The organism is Streptomyces sp. CA-179760, assembly GCF_050937045.1.
In the GTDB taxonomy this organism is placed as follows: domain Bacteria; phylum Actinomycetota; class Actinomycetes; order Streptomycetales; family Streptomycetaceae; genus Streptomyces.
This window is the reverse complement of record NZ_JBNJLZ010000001.1, coordinates 8,827,975-8,842,828: the sequence shown is the minus strand read 5'-3', so window position 1 is coordinate 8,842,828 and position 14,854 is coordinate 8,827,975. Positions and strand designations below refer to the sequence as shown.

Here is a 14,854-nt window from a genome sequence, read left to right as displayed (position 1 = left end):
TGATGTGTCGCGCGAACGGCGTGCCGGAGCCTGCCGGGACCGGGGGCCCGGCAGGCACGGACGCGGCGTTCACCGCGCTGCTGGAGGACAGTGCGGAGGACCTCTACGAGTCGGCACCGTGCGGCTATCTGTCCACGCTGATGGACGGCACCATCGCCAAGATCAACGCGACACTGCTGGACTGGCTCGGACTGGAACGCGAGGCCGTGGTGGGCCGCAAGCGCTTCACGGATCTGCTCACCGTCGGCGGGAAGCTGTACCACGAGACGCACTTCGCGCCGCTGCTGCGCATGCAGGGCGAGCTGCGCGGCATCGCGCTGGACCTGAGGCGCGAGGGCGGTGGCCGGCTGCCGGTGCTGGTCTCCGCCGTGGTCAAGTACGGCACCGAGGGCGAGCCCCTGCTGATCCGCGTCACCGTCTTCGACGCCTCCGACCGCCGCGCCTACGAAACGGAGCTCCTGCACCGCCGCAAGGAGGCCGAGCGGGCCCACGCCGAGGCGGTCGAGGCCCGGCGGCAGGCCGAGGCCGACCGGGCCCGGCTCGCCGACGCACTCGCCGTTCTGCAACGTTCCCTCGTGCCGGACTCGCTGCCCGCCGTGCCGGGTCTCGAGACGGCCGTGCACTACCACACGGCCGCCCCTGACCAGCTCGGCGGCGACTTCTACGACCTGTTCCCCGTCGCCGGAGACCGGTGGGCGTTCTTCCTCGGCGACGTGTGCGGCAAGGGCCCCGAGGCCGCCTCCCTCACCTCGCTGACCCGCTACACCCTGCGGGCCGCCGCCCACCACGACCCGGATCCGGCCGCGGCCCTGGCCACGCTGAACGCCGTACTGCACGAGCGGTACACGGCCGACGGCGACCCCCGCTACTGCACCTGCGTCTTCGGGATCGTCGAGCCCGGCGGGGACCACGGTCCGACGGTCGTGCGCCTCGCCTCCGGCGGTCACCCGCCGGCGCTCGTCCTGCGGTCCGACGGCGGCGCCGAGTTCCTGCCCACGCCCGGCGGCCTGCTCGTCGGCGTCCTGCCCCAGGCACCGATCGGCACCGCGCGGACCGTCCTGAGCGCCGGCGACACGCTCGTGCTGTACACCGACGGGCTCACGGAGGCCCGCACCGGTCCCGGCCGCGACGACCTGTACGGCGAGGACGCCCTGCGCGCCTTCTGCGCCGGCCTCGCTCCCGCCGCTCCGGATGAGGTGATCACCGCACTCACCGGGCTGCTGGCCGGCTTCGGCGACGGGTTGAACGACGACACCGCCCTGCTCGCCCTCGGCGTCCCCGCCGACTCCTGCCTCATACGCCCCGCAACGGGCCTCCCCTCATGAAGACGCTGACCATGAGCCACCGCGACGCCGCGACCGGACCCGTCCTCCACGTGGCCGGCGAGTTGGACTACGACCAGGCCCCCGAACTGCGCCGCCAGGTCGACCAGCTCCCCCTGACACCGGGACAGTGCCTGGTCCTCGACCTCTCCGGCCTCGAGTTCTGCGACTCTTCCGGCATCACCGCCCTGCTCGCCGCCCGCCAGCACGCCCTGGCCGCCGAGGCCGGCATCGTCCTGGCCGGCGTACCGGCGAACCTGCTGCGTGTCCTCACGCTCGTGGGTCTCGACCAGGTCTTCACCCTGCGCCCTTGAGAGACCACCCCTTCTCGGGGCGACCCTGCCGGACGCGGCGAGTGCGAGGGCGTCGGGGAGGTGCGCGCGTACGCAGTCGCGGGCGACGCGCAGGGTGACGCCGGTGAGGTACATGTCGAGCAGGTGCAGTTCGCCGGGGCGGAAGTGGTTGCCCGCGCTTTCGCAGATCCCTTCCGGCGTCAGGCACTTGAGACGAGGGCGAGCTGCTCGACACGGCCGGCGGCCTCCACGGCGATGTCGAGGCTCTGCGGGATCGGCTCCGGCTTCTCGGCGGTGGCGGCCCCGAACTTTCGCGCCATCTCGCGGTGCTCGGCGTCGGGATCGACGTAGAACACCTCGGAGGCGCCGAGCGCGCGGGCGATGTCGCACACACAGAGGCCGATGCTGCCGCGGGCGACGACGAGGACCCGGGCTCCGGGACGGGCCTTGAGGTGGTGCCGGATCGTCGTGGACAACGGCTTCCGGGCGGGCTGCCCGGTCCTCGCCGTCTCCATCAGCCGCCGAGGTGTTCGAGGAGTGGGAGGGCCTGCTGGCGGCCTCGCTGCGCGAGCACGGCGCCGAGCCCGAGCGGGCGGCACAGCCGCGACGCTGATCGTCGCGGCGGTCGAGGGCACGGTGGCCATGTGCCGCGCCAAGCGCAGCACACAGCCACTGCATCACACCGCCGAGCAATTGCAGGCGCCCGTCCGCGCGGTGGTCAAGGACTAGCTCTGCGGCGGTCGCCGAGACCTGGAACATTGGGCACAGGACGTTTCCAGAAGGAAGGGGATCCGCCGGCCATGTCACTCGCTCGCGTGCACAACTTCTCCCTCTCGCTCGACGGCTTCGGCACCGGTGAGGGACTGAGCCGTGACGCGCCGTTCGGCCATGCCGGCGAAAGGCTGCACGAGTGGATGTTCGCCACGCGGTTCTGGCACGAGATGGCTGGCCGGTCCGGCGGGACCGGCGGCCTCGACGATGCCTTCGCACGGCAGCACACGCCCGGGGTCGGCGCCGAGATCATGGGCGCGGGGAAGTTCGGTTACCCCGGATGGCACAACGACCCGGAGTGGAAGGGGTGGTGGGGGCCCAACCCGCCGTTCCACACGCCGACCTTCATCCTCACCCACCATCCACGCCCGTCGATCGAGATGGAGGGCGGCACGACATTCCACTTCCTCGACGTTTCGCCCGCGAAGGCGCTCGAGACGGCCCGCGAGGCCGCGGACGGCCAGGACGTACGCATCGGCGGGGGACCCACCGTGATCCGCGACTTCCTGGCAGCGGGGCTCATCGACCACATGCACGTCACGGTGGTCCCGATCCTGCTCGGCCGCGGCGTACGCCTCTGGGACGGGCTGGAGGACGTCGAGAAGGACTACGAGGTCGAGGCCACCTCCTCGCCCGGCGGTGTCACGCATGTGACGTTCACCCGTACGGGCCTCTGAGCTTCCCGTGGGCGGCCCGCCGCGGCCGGGTTCATAGGATGAGGCGTTCCGTCCGACCACGCACGAAGCGCAGGGGCTGATGTCACGGCCGAACCTGACCACCGCCACGTCCACCCGGCTGGTGGACCTGTTCCGCCGCAGCGGACTGACCGAAGGCGCGCACGTCACCGAGCAGTGGGCGGCGGACGCGCTGGAGGTCTCGCGCACGCCGGTGCGCAAGGCGATGCTCTTCCTCGCCGAGGTCGGCATCCTCGACCGGGTCCCCCACCACGGCTTCTTCCTCAGGCGGGACGCGAGCGCCCTGACCCGGCCCGACCTCGCCGACGGCGAGGACGCGGAGCAGACGGCGTACTTCGAGATCGCCGACGACTACGTCGGCGGGCGCTTCACCGGCTCCTTCACCTCGGCCGACATCAGCCGCCGCTACCGGCTGACCCCGCGCCAGGCCGACCGTGTGCTGTCCCGTATGGAGGCCGAGGACCTGGTGCGGCGCAAGGCGGGCGGCCGGGGCTGGGAGTTCCGGCACGTCATGGCGACCGCCGAGGCTCACGACCAGAGCTACCGGTTCCGGATGGTCGTCGAGCCGGCCGCGCTGCTGGAACCCGGATTCACCGTGGACGCGGAGGCCTTCGCACGGCACCGGCAGCAGCAGGAGGCGCTGCTGCGCAGTGACATCCTGCTGCTGCCGCGGGCCGAGCTGTTCCAGGTCAACGCGTCGTTCCACGAGATGCTCGTGGGCTGCTCCGGGAACGCGTTCCTGCTGGATGCCGTGCGGCGCCAGAACCGGTTGCGGCGGCCGATCGAGTACCGGCACCAGGTCGACCGGTCCCGGCTGACCGGCCAGGCCCGGGAGCATCTGCGGCTCCTGGACCTGGTGGAGGGCGGGGATCTGGAGGAGGCGTCGGCCTTTCTGCACCGGCATCTGAACAAGGTGCGGTCGGTGAAGACGGGGGTCGTCGACGAGGCCTAGCTCGGTCCGCCGTCTGTCGTCCGCGGCTCCGATGTGGCTGGTCGCGCGGTTCCCCGCGCCTCTTTCGGGCGGCGTCATCAAGCAAGTTGTGTCAATGCGCGGCTTGAGACAATATTGGGGGTACCGCTACCGGCCGCTGGACCGGGTGCTGCCGCCGGCGGAGCTGCGGACATTGCCGTACGCGGTGCGGATCCTGCTGGAGAACATCGCCCGGTGCGCTCCGGAGGCCCTCGCGGATGTGGTTGCCCGAGCACGGTCCGGGAAGGGCGCCTGCGAGGTTCCGGTGCATCCGAACCGGATCATGCTGCAGGACACCACGTGTCTGCCGGCCCTGGCCGACTTCGCCGCGATGCGCGACAGCGTCGCCGAGCTGGGCGGGGATCCCGGCCGGCTGCAACCGTCGGTTCCGGTCGACATCCGGGACAGTTCGGCGGTCATCGCATCGCTCTCTCCTGTGGGCTTCCCTGCGGGCGGCACCCCACTCCAGTCCGGCACTGATCAACCGGTATTCCGGTCGGACCGGGTCCCGGTCCGCCCGCCGCACCCCTTGGCGCTCCCCCGCGCACCACCACCCGACCGGAAAACGCTTGGACGCCGCGGTCGCCGTCGCGGGACACTTCCGGACTCGACCCAAATCCACACATTCGTTGCGGCGGACACAGGGGTGGAATGGAAACGCCTGATTCTCGGAGGGTTCAGCCGGGCAAACGCTCGGTCTTACTCGCACTTCGCTATTACGGACGGGAGTTGGCCCGGCTGCGCCGGCTGACGGTACCCGCGATGGTGCTGATGGCGCTCGGCAACATCGGAATCAACTACGTGGCGCCGCTGATCGTCGCCAAGCTCGTCGGCGACCTCGCCGGTGACGAGGACGTCACGGTCGACTCGGCACTGCCGTACGTCCTCGGCTTCGCCGGTGTCCTGCTGCTCGCGGAGGCTCTGTGGCGCGTAGCCCTGCACTGCCTCTTCCGCCTCGAAAGCCTCGGCATCGAGCATCTGTACGTGATCGGGATGGACGAGCTGTTCGCCAAGGACGCCGCGTTCTTCCACGACAACTTCGCCGGTTCGCTGACCAAGCGGGTCCTGAGCTTCGCCTCGCGTTTCGAGCAGTTCGTGGACACGGTGACGTTCCAGGTCGTGGGGAGCTTCGTGCCACTGGCGTTCGGCGCGGTGGTGCTGTGGCGCTACGAACCGCTGCTCGTCGTCGGTCTGCTGGTGACGATCGCGCTGACGGCGGTGCTGGTCGTGCCGCTCATCCGGCGCCGCCAGCGGATCGTCGACCAGCGTGAGGAGGCGATCGCCCGGGTGTCCGGCCATGTCGCCGACAGCCTGATGAACATGGACACCGTACGCGCGTTCGCCGCGGAGAAGAGCGAGGCGGCCGAGCACCGCTCCCGGGTCGCGGTGTCGCGCCGGCTCACCGTGCGGTCGTGGGACTACGGCAACCTGCGCATCGACACACTGGTCGCGCCGATGTCCGTGCTCACCAACGCGATGGGCCTGCTGCTCGCGGTCACGCTCGCCGGGGGCCCGCACGGCGTGGAGGCGATCGTGGTCGCGTTCGCCTACTACGGCAACGCGACCCGGATCATGTTCGAGTTCAACCAGATCTACCGCCGCCTTGAGAGCTCGATGACGGAGGCCGCCCAGTTCACCGAACTGCTGCTGACGCCGCCGACCGTGCTCGACCCGGCGTCGCCGGAGCCGCTGTGCTCCCGGGCGGCCGACGTCCGCTTCGAGAAGGTCACTTTCGCACACCGTGGCGGCCGACCACTGTTCGACGGGCTGGACCTGGCCGTGCCGAGCGGGGCGAAGCTCGGCCTGGTCGGCCGGTCCGGCGGCGGCAAGACCTCGCTCACCCGGCTGCTGCTGCGGATGACCGACATCGACGCCGGCCGCATCCTGATCGGCGGTCAGGACATCAGCCGGCTGCGCCAGGCCGACCTGCGCAGCCGGATCGCCTACGTGCCGCAGGACCCGGCGATGTTCCACCGCACCCTGCGGGACAACATCGCGTTCGCCCGGCCGGACGCCACCGACGCCGAGATCCGCCAGGCGGCCGAGGCGGCCCATGTCACCGAGTTCGCCGACGCTCTGCCCGACGGATTCGACACGATGGTGGGCGAGCGCGGCATCAAGCTGTCCGGTGGTCAGCGCCAGCGGGTCGCTCTCGCCCGGGCGATCCTGCGTGACGCGCCGATCCTGCTGCTCGACGAGGCGACCAGCGCACTGGACTCCGAGAGCGAGCTGCTCGTCCAGGAGGCGCTGTGGCGGCTCATGGAAGGGCGGACGGCGCTCGTGGTGGCGCATCGGCTGAGCACGGTCGCCACCATGGACCAGCTCGTCGTCCTCGACCGGGGCCGGATCGTCGAGCAGGGTACCCACCAGGAGTTGCTCGCGATCGACGGGGCCTACGCGAAACTGTGGCAGCACCAGTCGGGCGGCTTCCTGGACGACGACCCGGGGCGGGCCGAGGTGGTGTGAGGACAGGCCCGGTTCTCACCTGCCGTGCAGCAGGGGAAAGCCGTTCAGTAGCCGCTGGAGGTGCATGACCTGCCGCGGAACGAACTCGGCGATCGTGAGGCCGACGACGTCCGCGGCCCGGTCGATGTCGGCGACGACGCGGCGCACCTCACCCCTGGTGAGCCCACCGGGGACGAGCCCGAGTCCGAGTCCGATCTCGTCACTGTCGACGGTGTCGACGGTGTCGACGTCGAAGTGGACGGCGACGCGTGAGCAGCCGGTGGCCGCGAGCCATGCGAGGAGGGCTGGGTGCGGGCGCGCAGCCCGTTCGGGCCGAACGACCGGACGGCCCCGTTCGGCGATGTCGGGGAGGTCGTCGTCGGTCCACTCGTGCAGGCCCACGAGGGCGACGCGGTCCGGGGAGACGGTGGCCGGCAGCAGCTTGAGGACGTCGGGGTCGCCGTGGCCGGTGAGGGCGGCGACGGCCATGGCGTGACAGCCGTGGTACTCGCTGTCCGGGGTGCCGATGTCGCGGTGCGAGTCGATCCAGATGACGGCCAGGTCGTCGCCGTGGCGGCGGGCGAGTTCGGAGAACGGCGCCACGCTGACGGCGGACTCGCCGCCGAGGACCGTGATCCGGGCCGGGTCGTGTTGCGCAGGACGTGCGGTGCGCTCGCGAGCTGTGCGACGACGGCCGACTTGGCCTCGACACCGTCGCGTTCCGCGAGGCCGTCGTCGGTCATGATGACCGGGACGGTCGCGGTGGGGCCGTCGTGCGGGGGCAGGACCGCTTGGAGGACCGCGGTGCCGGCCGCTTGGCCTCGGCGGGCCGTGTCCAGCGGCAATTCGGGGGCGAGTTCCTCGACGACGGCGGCACCTGCGCCCTGCCACTGGGGCCAGACCAGACGCAGATGGTCGTCCGCTCCGCGGTCGGCGTCGGCGTGACTCATGGATCTCCTGTCCGGGAGACGGGTGCTGTGCCGTCGCCGCGCTGGGCGTCGGGGGCGCTCCAGCCGGCAAGGAGGGCGAGGGTCTGGGCGGAGGCGGAGCCGGGTTCGGCGGTGTAGACGCACACGGTCTGGCCCGGATCGGCGGGGAAGGCCAGGGTCTCGTGGTGCAGGGTGAACTCGCCGACCACGGGGTGCTGGAAGTGCTGCGTGCCGTAGACGCACTGCGCCACCCGGTGGCTGTCCCACCAGGAGCTGAACTCCGGCATCTTGACGACTGCTTCCCCGATGAGTTCGTTGAGCCGGGCGTCGTCGGGATGGCGTCCGGCCTCCAGGCGCAGATCGGCCACGACGATCTCCGCGACCTGGTCCCAGTTGAGGTACAGCTCGCGGGCGGCGGGGTCGAGAAGGACGTAGCGGGCGAAGTTGCGTTCCCGGTACGGCAGCGCGTCCCAGTCCGTGATCAGGGCGCGGGCCAGCCGGTTGGCGGCCAGCACGTCCTGCCGGTGGTTGGCGACGAAGGCCGGTGAGACGCCGTTGAGGAGCTCCAGCATCTGATGGACCTCGGGGCGCACGCGCTGCACGCGCTCCGGGCGGCGGCGCCGGGCGCGGGTGATGGAGGGCCGGGCGAGGTCGAAGAGATGGCCGCGTTCGTCGTCGTCCAGACGCAGGGCACGCGCGACGGCGTCCAGCACTGCCTCGGAGACGTTGGGGTGGCGGCCCTGCTCGAGGCGGGTGTAGTAGTCCGTGCTCACCCCTGCCAGGCGCGCGACCTCCTCACGGCGCAGCCCCGGCACCCTGCGGACGCCGCCGCCCGGGGACAGACCCGCGTCACCCGGGCTCAGGCGCGCCCGGCTGCTGCGCAGGAAGTCTCCCAGTTCGGCGTTCTGCCCCATCCCCACAGTATTCGCCCGGCGCGATCCGCTCTCCTCGTCAAGGGTGGCCCAGCCGGACCCAGGCTCGACTGGGCCAGGCTTGCGGCCCGCCCGGACCCGCGGTGGCGAGAGCCTGGAAAGGCACCCCGGTCCTGGAGGACCGGACCCACCCTGCTCGCCTCGGCACTGTCCTCATGGAGCACGTCCCACCATGCCTTTCATCGTCTACATCCTCGGGTTCGGCACCTTCGCGCAGGGCACTTCGGAGTTCATGCTCTCCGGGCTGCTGCCCTCGGTCGCCGACGATCTGGACGTGTCGCTGTCGGAGGCGGGGCTGCTGGTCTCGGCGTTCGCCGCCGGCATGATCGTCGGAGCGCCGCTGCTGGCCATGGCCACGCTCAAGCTGCCCCGTCGTGCCGCTCTGGCCGGCTTCCAGGCGGTGTTCATCGCCGGGCACGCGGCCGCCGCGCTCGTGCCGCACTTCGCGTTCCAGCTGGTAATGCGCGCGGTCACGGGCATGGCGTACGCCGGGTTCTGGGCGCTGGCCTCGGTCGCGGCGGTCTCCCTCGTCCCCGCCGACCGGCGCGGCAAGGCGATGTCCGTGGTGGTGTCCGGTCTGAGCCTGTCCATGATCATCGGTGTTCCGGCCGGCACGCTGCTGGCCCAGCACGCCAGTTGGCAGGCCGCGTTCTGGGCGGTGGCCGCGATGACCTCGCTGTCCGCGATCGCGCTGCTGCTCGTCCCGCCCGGCGGGCGCGGCACCGGGGCACCACCGTTGAGGCCGCGTACGGAACTGCGCTCCCTGGCCGTGCCCCGGCTGTGGGTCGCCTACACCACCACCGCGCTGACGGTCTCCGCCACCATCGCGGTCTTCTCCTACCTCGGGGCCCTCCTTCAGGACGTCACGGGCCTCTCCGAGGGGCTCGTGCCGATGGTGCTCGGGCTGTACGGGGTGGGAGCGCTGGCCGGACTGACCGCAGGCGGCCGCTGGGCCGACCGGACTCCCTTCGGGGTCCTGCTGTCCGGCATGGGCGGGGTCGTGGCCGTGGCCACGGCCATCGCGCTGACCGCGGACACCGCTTCGGCCGTGGTCCCGCTGGCGGTGCTCCTCGCCGCCGGTGGGTTCGTGACCAACCCGGCGGTGAACGCACGGGTGTTCGCGATCCTGGGCGAGACCAGGACGCTGGGCGGCGCCGTGAACATCGCCGCGTTCAACGTCGGCATCGCGGTCGCTCCCTGGGTGTCCGGCCTGGTCATCGACGCGGGACCCGGCCTCGCGGGCATCGGCTGGGTCGGCGCGGCCTTCGCCCTGGCGGCTGTCGCGAGCACGCTGCTGGACCGGCTCCTCACCCCTCGCGCCCTCTCCCGCTGAACCGGCCGCGACGGGCTGCGCACCGGCATCGGTGCGTCGGCGGACAACCCCCTGGCAGAACGAACTCTTGGAGGTCCACCATGAAGGCGATCGTGACGCGACGTTTCGGAAACCCGCCGGAGACGGTGCTCGAGGAACGGCCGAAGCCGATTCCGCGTGCGGGGTTCACGCTGGTCAGGATGCGTGCCGCGACGATCAATCAGCTCTCCGGCACGATCCGCAAGGGCGATTTCGGATTCCCCGAGGCGCCGCTCGTCCTGGGCAACGAGGGTGCTGGAGTCGTCGAGGAGAGCGACCGTTTCGCCCCCGGCGCCCGGGTGGCCGTCTACGGCCACTCCGACCTCGGCGTGACCGTGGACGGCCTCTTCCAGGAGTGGGCCCTGATCAGGGACGACCGTCTGCTGCCGCTGCCCGACACCCTCGACTGGGCTCAGGGGTCGGCCCTCACGGTCAACTACCTGACCGCGTGTCTGGCCCTCACCAAAGCCGCGAAGCTCCAGGGCGGGCAGAGCGTCCTCGTGTCCGGGGCCACCGGCTCACTGGGCCACGCCGTGATGCAGACCGCCGGGGCACTCGGCGCGCGGACCGTCGCTCTGGTCTCGTCCGCGCGGAAGGCGCGCCGGGCAGCCGAGGCGGGAGCGTCGGCGGTCGTCGACTCCTCCTCTCGCGAAATCGACGAGGCCATCGCCGAACTCACCGACGGCCAGGGCGTCGACATCGCCCTGGACCCGGTCGGCGGCCCGCGCCTCGGTGAACTGGTCCGCTCCGTCCGCCGGCACGGCACGGTCGTCTCCCTCGGCTTCACCGGCGGCAGGCAGGCCACCGTCGACATCATGGACCTCCTCACCGGCGAACGCGTCGTCACCGGCTACGGCGTGCACGGCGACTCCGACGTGGAGATCACCAAGGGCCTGGACGACATCGGCCGCCTGGCCACCGAGGGCCGTCTGCGTCCCGTCATCGACAGCAGGTACGCGCTCGCCGACTTCGAGGACGGCTACGCACGTCTGCCGTCACGGGACGCCGTGGGGTCCATCGCGCTGGAGCTGTGAGGCCCTGCGGAGACCTTCGACGCCGTCCCGCCCGGGGCCCGGGCCGTCAGGGCCTCCAGGAGGAGGTCCACCGCCTGCCCGAAGGAGCTGTCCGCCATTCCGGGCAGCACGGGGCGGACCGCGGTGAGGGACGGGTAGGTCTCCGGGTCCAGGTCCTGGTAGACGTCCCGCCAGGCCCGGTGGTCGGCGTCTCGCTGCTGTCGCGGGAGGGCGTGGAACGCGGCCTCCGCCGCGGCGTGGCTGAGGACGGTGTCGATGAAGGCCAGGTAGAGCCGGGCGGCGTCGGCCGGCGCGAAGCCCGCGTTCAGCAGGAGACCGATCCCCGTGTCCACGGCGTGGATCTCGTTCCGGCGCCGGGTCACCCGGTGGGCGGCCATGGCGGCCGCCCGGGGATGGGCGAGGTATCCCGCACGGACCCGCGTCGCCATCTCGCGCAGCGAGGCCACCCAGTCGTCTCCGGGGACGAAGCCGGCCATCGCGTCGCCGATGATCCGGTCGGCGATGGCGAGCACCAGGTCATCGGTGCCGTCAAAGTAGCGGTACAGCGCGGTCGGGTCGCAGCCCAGTGCCGCGCCGAGCCGGCGCACGCTCAGCGCCTCGGGGCCGTGCTCCCCGATCAGGCGCAGGGCGGTCTCGACGATCAACTGCTCCGACAGCACGACACCGGAACGGGTGGGCCGCCGACGCCGGCGCTCCTGCGGGACACGGGTGGACATGACCCGGACTCCTCTCGTCGCACGCGTGTGCAACGCAGTGAACGACCCCGGGCGGCTTACGTCAACAGGGTTGACCCAATGTGGACGCCGGTTGTTCCATCACAGTCCCGCGCGGCTCTTCCCACCGTGTCCCCCGAGGAGCCATTCATGTCGTCCGCACCCTCCCAGCCACGCCCCGCCCTGCGCCGTTCCCTCGGTGTCGTCGACGGCGTCGCCATCGCCGCGTCCAGCACCGCGGCCACCACCAGCATCGCCATCGGCATGGGCACGATCGCGACGGTCGTGGGCCTCCATGCCCCGGCGCTGCTGCTCCTGGCGTTCCTGCCGGTGCTCGGCATCGCCACCGCTTACGCCCGTCTCAACCGCTCGGAACCCAACTGCGGCAACGGCTACACCTGGGTCGGCAGATCCCTCGGGCCCTGGCCCGGCTTCCTGACCGGCTGGGTGACGCTGGTCGGCTCGGTCATCTTCTGCGCCTACACCAGCGCGATCATGGGCTCGGTCGTCCTGCTCTTCGCCAACAAGGCCGGCCTGAGCAGCCTCGCCGGGATCGCCCTCGATCCGACGTCCACCGGCGTCTGTACGGCGGTCGGCCTGGTGATCCTGCTCGCCCTCACGGCCCTGGCCGTCACCGGCGTCCGGGGCGCGACCCGGTTCCAGTTCGCCCTGCTGGTCTTCGAGTACGCCGTGCTGCTGGGCTTCTGCGGCTGGGCCCTGGTCACCGGCGACCACGCCTTCTCCCTCTCCTGGTTCAACCCCTTCGAGATCTCCAGCGGCACCAGCTTCGCCCAGGGCATGGTCCTCGCGGTGTTCTTCTTCTGGGGCTGGGACGCGGCCTTCAGCGTCACCGAGGAGACGAAGCGCCCGGACGACTCGGCCCGCGGGGGTCTCATCGCCCTCTTCGCCATGCTCGGCCTGTTCCTCTTCGCCTCGGTCGCCTTCCAGCGGGAGATGAGCCTGACCGAACTCGTCCGCAACGGCCCCCAGGCCCTGCCCTACCTGGGGGCGAAACTGGCCGCCGAACCCTGGGCCACCCTGCCCCTGGTCGCGCTGATGTTCTCCGCCGTCGCCTCCGTGCAGGCCACCCTGATCCCCACGGCACGCGGACTGCTCGCCATGGGCCGCGACCGCACCATGGGGCCGCTGTGGACCCGGATCCACCCGCGGTACGGCACCCCCGCCGTCGGTACGGCCGTCGTGATGTCCATCGCCGCGGTGATCGCCCTGGCCGCCTTCGCGATCCCCAAGCTGAGCGACATGCTGCTGGCCGCCGTCAACGCCATCGGCCTGATCGTCGCCCTCTACTACGGCCTCACGGCGCTCGCCTGCGCCGTGCGCTTCCGCTCCGCGCGTCACGACGGACCACGCGAGGCGCTGCTCGCCGTCGGCGTGCCGGCCGTGGCGGGGCTGGTGCTGCTGGGCCTCGGCGGCCACCTCGGCTACTCGTACCTGACCATGAGCGATCACTTCGAACTGAGCCCGGACAACGGCTGGTTCATGTTCTCGCTGCCCGCCGTGATCGTGCTCGCGGGACTGGGCATGGCGGCCGTGGCCAAGTACGTCCGGCGCTCGCCGTACTTCACGACGGGGCACGGCACCGACGCCGATGCCCTCACCCTCCCGATGGACCGCACGGCGGTCTGAACCCACCCCCATGGAGTTCACCCTGATGTCGCACCCCCACGCCACGGGACCGGCCGACCTCGTCTTCACGGGCGGCCCCGTGCACACCGTCGATCCCGCCCGCAGCCGCGCCACCGCCGTGGCCGTGCGCGGCGGGCGGATCGCCGCCGTCGGCCACGACGAGGTGCGCGAGCTGATCGGGCCGCGCACCGAGGTCGTCGACCTCGCCGGAAAGCTGCTGCTGCCCGGGTTCCAGGACGCGCACGTCCATCCGCTGGGCGCGGGCATCGAGCTCGGCCAGTGCCATCTCGGCGACACCGTCGACCCTGCCGAGTACCTGCGCAGGATCAGGGCGTACGCGGACGAGCATCCGGACGCCGAGTGGATCACCGGTGGCGGCTGGTCCCTGGAGGCGTTCCCCGGCGGCTCCCCCACCGCCGCCACCCTCGACGCGATCGTCCCGGACCGCCCCGTCTTCCTGCCCAACCGTGACCACCACGGCGCCTGGGTCAACAGCCGGGCCCTGGAACGCGCGGGCATCGACGCCCGTACGCCCGATCCCGCCGACGGGCGCATCGAGCGCGACGCCGGGGGCAACCCCACCGGGATGCTCCAGGAGGGCGCGGTCCACCTGGTGGGCCGGCTGCTGCCGGACCCCACACCCGAGGAGAAGCTCGCCGCTCTGCTGCGCGCCCAGGCCGTGCTGCACTCCCACGGCGTCACCGCCTGGCAGGACGCCATCATCGGCACGTACGCCAACATGACCGACCCGGCGCCCGCCTACCAGGCGGCCCTGGACCGGGGCCTACTGACCGCCCGGGTCGTCGGCGCGCTGTGGTGGGACCGCGAGCGCGGCGCCGAGCAGATCTCCGAACTGGCCGCCACCCGGGAGGAGTTGAGCCGGGACCGGTTCCGCGCCGGCACGGTGAAGATCATGCAGGACGGCATCGCCGAGAACCACACCGCCGCCATGCTCGACCCGTACCTGACCGGCTGCGGCTGCTCCTCGGACAACAGCGGCATCAGCTTCGTGGAGCCGGGCGAGCTGCGGAAGTACGTCACGGAGCTCGACGCGCTCGGCTTCCAGGTCCACTTCCACGCGCTCGGCGACCGCGCGGTGCGTGAGGCGCTCGACGCGGTGGAGTCCGCCCGGGCCGCCAACGGCCATCGCGACACACGGCACCACCTCGCGCACCTCCAGGTCGTCCACCCCCGCGACCTGCCGCGATTCCGCGAACTGGGCGCGAGCGCCAATCTGCAGATGCTGTGGGCCGCGCACGAACCGCAGATGGACGAACTGACGCTGCCCTTCCTGGGCGCGGAGCGCGGCGCGTGGCAGTACCCCTTCGGTGATCTGCTGCGCGCCGGCGCGACCCTCGCCGCCGGCAGCGACTGGCCGGTCAGCAGCCCGGACCCGCTCCAGGCCATCCATGTCGCCGTCAACCGGATCTCGCCCGACGCACCCGGGGGCACCCCCGCCTTCCTGCCGGAGCAGCGCCTCGACCTGGGCACGGCCATCGCCGCCTACACGGCGGGCAGCGCCTATGTGAACCACCTCGACGACATCACCGGCAGCATCACCGCCGGCAAGTCGGCCGACCTGGTCGTCCTCGACCGCGATCCGTTCGCGGGCCCGGCCGAGGAGATCGCCACGACCCGGGTCCTGGAGACCTTCGTCGAGGGCCGGCGGGTCCACACCGCCGGATAAGGGGCCTGAGCGCGGACCCGCAGGCGTGTTCCAATGCACCTGCGGGATCCGCGTGAAACGGTGAA

At 71.7% G+C, this 14,854-nt stretch carries 13 protein-coding genes and 1 pseudogene; 10 read left to right on the top strand and 4 right to left on the bottom strand.

The window, feature by feature from the left end; translation table 11 throughout:
• Positions 1-2 precede the first annotated feature (2 nt).
• Both ACQEV8_RS39990 and ACQEV8_RS39985 read left to right on the top strand, forming a co-directional pair.
• Positions 3-1,325 (top strand): PP2C family protein-serine/threonine phosphatase, encoded by a 1,323-nt coding sequence (locus ACQEV8_RS39990; RefSeq protein ID WP_432971055.1) that lies wholly within the window; start codon positions 3-5, stop codon positions 1,323-1,325.
• Positions 1,322-1,636 carry an STAS domain-containing protein gene (locus ACQEV8_RS39985; RefSeq protein WP_432971052.1) on the top strand — a complete coding sequence of 105 codons (315 nt, stop codon included), beginning with the start codon at positions 1,322-1,324 and terminating at the stop codon, positions 1,634-1,636. Before ACQEV8_RS39990 ends, ACQEV8_RS39985 begins: the two co-directional genes overlap by 4 nt.
• A 9-nt stretch (positions 1,637-1,645) precedes the next feature.
• On the opposite strand, the pseudogene ACQEV8_RS39980 reads toward ACQEV8_RS39985, so the two are convergent.
• Positions 1,646-2,070, bottom strand: a pseudogene (locus ACQEV8_RS39980) (zinc-binding dehydrogenase); the annotation flags it as partial.
• A gap of 82 nt (positions 2,071-2,152) precedes the next feature.
• On the opposite strand from ACQEV8_RS39980, the gene ACQEV8_RS39975 reads away from it, so the two are divergent.
• The 4 genes from ACQEV8_RS39975 (at position 2,153) to ACQEV8_RS39960 (ending at position 6,517) form a co-directional block, all read left to right on the top strand.
• The gene (locus ACQEV8_RS39975; RefSeq protein WP_432971049.1) at positions 2,153-2,344 is read left to right on the top strand and encodes an LmrA/YxaF family transcription factor; all 192 of its coding nucleotides are present in this window, start codon (positions 2,153-2,155) and stop codon (positions 2,342-2,344) included.
• Positions 2,345-2,415: 71 nt separating this feature from the next.
• Positions 2,416-3,063: a dihydrofolate reductase family protein gene (locus ACQEV8_RS39970; RefSeq protein WP_432971046.1), complete on the top strand. Its 648-nt coding sequence runs from the start codon at positions 2,416-2,418 to the stop codon at positions 3,061-3,063.
• A gap of 79 nt (positions 3,064-3,142) precedes the next feature.
• On the top strand, positions 3,143-4,033 hold the full coding sequence (locus ACQEV8_RS39965) for an FCD domain-containing protein (RefSeq protein ID WP_432971043.1): 891 nt from the start codon (positions 3,143-3,145) through the stop codon (positions 4,031-4,033).
• Between the two features lie 669 nt (positions 4,034-4,702).
• Positions 4,703-6,517 carry an ABC transporter ATP-binding protein gene (locus tag ACQEV8_RS39960; protein ID WP_432971040.1) on the top strand — a complete coding sequence of 605 codons (1,815 nt, stop codon included), beginning with the start codon at positions 4,703-4,705 and terminating at the stop codon, positions 6,515-6,517.
• Positions 6,518-6,532: 15 nt separating this feature from the next.
• On the opposite strand, the gene ACQEV8_RS39955 is transcribed toward ACQEV8_RS39960, so the two are convergent.
• Together ACQEV8_RS39955 and ACQEV8_RS39950 are read right to left on the bottom strand one after the other, a co-directional pair.
• Complete coding sequence (locus tag ACQEV8_RS39955) at positions 6,533-7,387, bottom strand: arginase family protein (RefSeq protein ID WP_432971037.1); 855 nt, start codon at positions 7,385-7,387, stop codon at positions 6,533-6,535.
• Between the two features lie 55 nt (positions 7,388-7,442).
• Complete coding sequence (locus ACQEV8_RS39950) at positions 7,443-8,339, bottom strand: helix-turn-helix transcriptional regulator (RefSeq protein WP_432971034.1); 897 nt, start codon at positions 8,337-8,339, stop codon at positions 7,443-7,445.
• Positions 8,340-8,529: 190 nt separating this feature from the next.
• Between ACQEV8_RS39950 and ACQEV8_RS39945 the strand changes: the two genes are divergently transcribed.
• Entirely contained in the window at positions 8,530-9,690 is a 1,161-nt protein-coding gene (locus tag ACQEV8_RS39945; protein ID WP_432971031.1) for a Cmx/CmrA family chloramphenicol efflux MFS transporter, read from the top strand.
• 80 nt (positions 9,691-9,770) lie between these two features.
• Positions 9,771-10,742: a quinone oxidoreductase family protein gene (locus tag ACQEV8_RS39940; protein WP_432971028.1), complete on the top strand. Its 972-nt coding sequence runs from the start codon at positions 9,771-9,773 to the stop codon at positions 10,740-10,742.
• Here ACQEV8_RS39940 and ACQEV8_RS39935 read toward each other — a convergent pair.
• Complete coding sequence (locus ACQEV8_RS39935) at positions 10,688-11,458, bottom strand: TetR/AcrR family transcriptional regulator (RefSeq protein ID WP_432971025.1); 771 nt, start codon at positions 11,456-11,458, stop codon at positions 10,688-10,690. The two genes, ACQEV8_RS39940 and ACQEV8_RS39935, sit on opposite strands and share 55 nt — an antisense overlap.
• A 147-nt stretch (positions 11,459-11,605) precedes the next feature.
• Here ACQEV8_RS39935 and ACQEV8_RS39930 point away from each other — a divergent pair, with 147 nt between their 5' ends.
• Positions 11,606-13,102, top strand: coding sequence for an APC family permease (locus tag ACQEV8_RS39930; RefSeq protein WP_432971022.1), 1,497 nt, complete (start codon positions 11,606-11,608; stop codon positions 13,100-13,102).
• Positions 13,103-13,112: 10 nt separating this feature from the next.
• Positions 13,113-14,789 (top strand): amidohydrolase, encoded by a 1,677-nt coding sequence (locus ACQEV8_RS39925; RefSeq protein WP_432971019.1) that lies wholly within the window; start codon positions 13,113-13,115, stop codon positions 14,787-14,789.
• Positions 14,790-14,854 lie beyond the last annotated feature (65 nt).

What these genes read in the sequence shown, in the direction of transcription:
- ACQEV8_RS39930 (WP_432971022.1), top strand. Translation starts at nt 11,606, where the DNA reads ATGTCGTCCGCACCCTCCCAGCCACGCCCCGCCCTGCGCCGTTCCCTC.
- ACQEV8_RS39935 (WP_432971025.1), bottom strand. Translation starts at nt 11,458, where the DNA reads ATGTCCACCCGTGTCCCGCAGGAGCGCCGGCGTCGGCGGCCCACCCGT.
- ACQEV8_RS39925 (WP_432971019.1), top strand. Translation starts at nt 13,113, where the DNA reads ATGGAGTTCACCCTGATGTCGCACCCCCACGCCACGGGACCGGCCGAC.
- ACQEV8_RS39940 (WP_432971028.1), top strand. Translation starts at nt 9,771, where the DNA reads ATGAAGGCGATCGTGACGCGACGTTTCGGAAACCCGCCGGAGACGGTG.
- ACQEV8_RS39970 (WP_432971046.1), top strand. Translation starts at nt 2,416, where the DNA reads ATGTCACTCGCTCGCGTGCACAACTTCTCCCTCTCGCTCGACGGCTTC.
- ACQEV8_RS39945 (WP_432971031.1), top strand. Translation starts at nt 8,530, where the DNA reads ATGCCTTTCATCGTCTACATCCTCGGGTTCGGCACCTTCGCGCAGGGC.
- ACQEV8_RS39950 (WP_432971034.1), bottom strand. Translation starts at nt 8,339, where the DNA reads ATGGGGCAGAACGCCGAACTGGGAGACTTCCTGCGCAGCAGCCGGGCG.
- ACQEV8_RS39985 (WP_432971052.1), top strand. Translation starts at nt 1,322, where the DNA reads ATGAAGACGCTGACCATGAGCCACCGCGACGCCGCGACCGGACCCGTC.
- ACQEV8_RS39960 (WP_432971040.1), top strand. Translation starts at nt 4,703, where the DNA reads ATGGAAACGCCTGATTCTCGGAGGGTTCAGCCGGGCAAACGCTCGGTC.
- ACQEV8_RS39990 (WP_432971055.1), top strand. Translation starts at nt 3, where the DNA reads ATGTGTCGCGCGAACGGCGTGCCGGAGCCTGCCGGGACCGGGGGCCCG.
- ACQEV8_RS39965 (WP_432971043.1), top strand. Translation starts at nt 3,143, where the DNA reads ATGTCACGGCCGAACCTGACCACCGCCACGTCCACCCGGCTGGTGGAC.